This is a genomic window from Allosphingosinicella sp. (assembly GCF_036403745.1).
Lineage (GTDB): Bacteria > Pseudomonadota > Alphaproteobacteria > Sphingomonadales > Sphingomonadaceae > Allosphingosinicella.
This window is the reverse complement of record NZ_DASWQI010000097.1, coordinates 1-1,786: the sequence shown is the minus strand read 5'-3', so window position 1 is coordinate 1,786 and position 1,786 is coordinate 1. Positions and strand designations below refer to the sequence as shown.

At 62.7% G+C, this 1,786-nt stretch carries 2 protein-coding genes; one reads left to right on the top strand and one right to left on the bottom strand.

All coding sequences use genetic code 11. The annotated features are described in order from the left end of the window. The first annotated feature begins 317 nt into the window (after positions 1-317). On the top strand, positions 318-1,493 hold the full coding sequence (locus VGC56_RS18915; RefSeq protein WP_464127403.1) for a transposase: 1,176 nt from the start codon (positions 318-320) through the stop codon (positions 1,491-1,493). On the opposite strand, the gene VGC56_RS18910 is transcribed toward VGC56_RS18915, so the two are convergent. Then, a partial coding sequence (locus VGC56_RS18910) for a GlcG/HbpS family heme-binding protein (RefSeq protein WP_464127401.1) occupies positions 1,462-1,786 on the bottom strand: 325 nt, incomplete at its 5' end. The two genes, VGC56_RS18915 and VGC56_RS18910, sit on opposite strands and share 32 nt — an antisense overlap.

Here is a 1,786-nt window from a genome sequence, read left to right as displayed (position 1 = left end):
GCTCGGCATCGTCTCCGTCCGCGTCGAGCTCATCCCCGCTAATGTATGTATTCGTGGAAGGAACTGTTACCATCTCCTGGTTAGGTAGAAAATCCCAGAAAAACACCGTGACGTCAAGGCCGGAGACTCGAGGATCTTCCCCGTTATATCCCCCGAGCCTCTTGCAGAGATAAATCTACCGAGACAAGTCACATAACCTGTATATATCGTGATCGATTTTCATATTGACGAGTAGGTGGCAAAAATAAATCTTTCTATACATAGTGGATGCACGAATACATAATCGGTGCGAGTCGCAGGCATATCGGATCCAATTCATGACCGAGGAAGCGAAGCGGTATTGCGGAGCGTGGATCAACAGCCAGCCCAGCCTTTTCCCTTGGCTGGAAGAGGAACTCGATCCGCTCACCACCAAACTCGAGCGGCTCGTCATCATCCTGGATACGCTCGGCCTGGAAGCCTTCGCGGCACCACCGCCGGGCGGGCGCGGGCGGGTCCCCGAGGACCGTCCGGCGATCGCCCGCGCCTTCGTCGCCAAGACCGTGCTCAACCTTCCGACCACGGCAGCGCTGATCGAGCGGCTGCACGTCGATCGCTCGTTGCGGCGCATCTGCGGCTGGGAACGCCGTGCTCAGGTCCCGAGCGAGGCGACCTTCTCCCGAGCCTTCGCCGAGTTCGCTGACCAGCGGCTGCCCGAGCGGGTCCATGAGCAGTTGGTCCGCGCGGGTCTGCGCGATCACATCATCGGCCATGTGGCGCGCGATGCGACCGAGATCGAGACGCGCGAGACGCCGCAGCGCCGCCCACCCGACGAGCCGCCGTCCGAGGCGTCTGAACCCCAGCGCGGTCGCCCGCGCAAGGACGAAGTGCGCGAACCCAAGCCGCCGACGCGCCTGGAACGGCAGCGTCAGCAGACGCTGGAGGCCATGCTCGCCGAGCTGCCGACCGGCTGCGACATCGGGACCAAGCGCAACAGCAAAGGGTTCTCCGAAACCTGGATCGGCTACAAACTGCATTTGGACGTCAGCGACGGTATGGTGCCGATCTCCGCCGTGCTCACCGCCGCCTCGACCCACGACAGCCAGGCCGCCATCCCGCTGACGCGGCTGAGCCAGCAGCGCGTGGTCTGGCTCTACGACATCATGGATTCCGCCTACGATGCCGAAATCATCGTCGAGGACTGCCTGGCCGCTGGCCGGGTTCCCGTGATCGACTTCAACACCCGTCGCGACACCGCGCTGAAGGTGGAGCTTGCGGCGGAACGAGCCCGGCGCCGCCTCGTCAACATTCCCGATCCCGATGACGAGCACTACAAGGCGCGCACCACCGCCGAACGCGCCAACGGCCGTCTCAAGGACGAGTTCGGAGGCCGCCATCTCCGGGTCCGCGGACCGCTCAAGGCGTTCTGCCATCTGATGTTCGGCGTGGCGGTCCTGGCCGCGGACAGCCTTCTCCGGCTGTTCAGCACCAAGTCACAATTCCAGATTGCTTAAAATCGCTTCGGTGGAGCGCAAGGCCACCCATCTGCCGATTTCTGCAAGAGGCTCTCAAGTGAGGCAGTTGTGTGAACAGCGCGGAGAACCCCGGTACCGTCTTCGCTCGCTCAACCAGTACGGAGGTATCGGCCTTGAATGAGGCCGCCGTATAGGCCTTGTCGTTCGCACTGTCGAGCGTATGGCTTCCAGCACGATCGCCGCGCAGCACGGACTGACGCACGCCATCGGCATCAACAACGACGGCGGTCTCGGCATAGCCCTGTCTGGCACAGCTCGCCACGACTTCGCTT

Excerpts from the sequence above, each read along its gene's own strand:
- VGC56_RS18915 (WP_464127403.1), top strand. The coding sequence starts at position 318 with ATGACCGAGGAAGCGAAGCGGTATTGCGGAGCGTGGATCAACAGCCAG.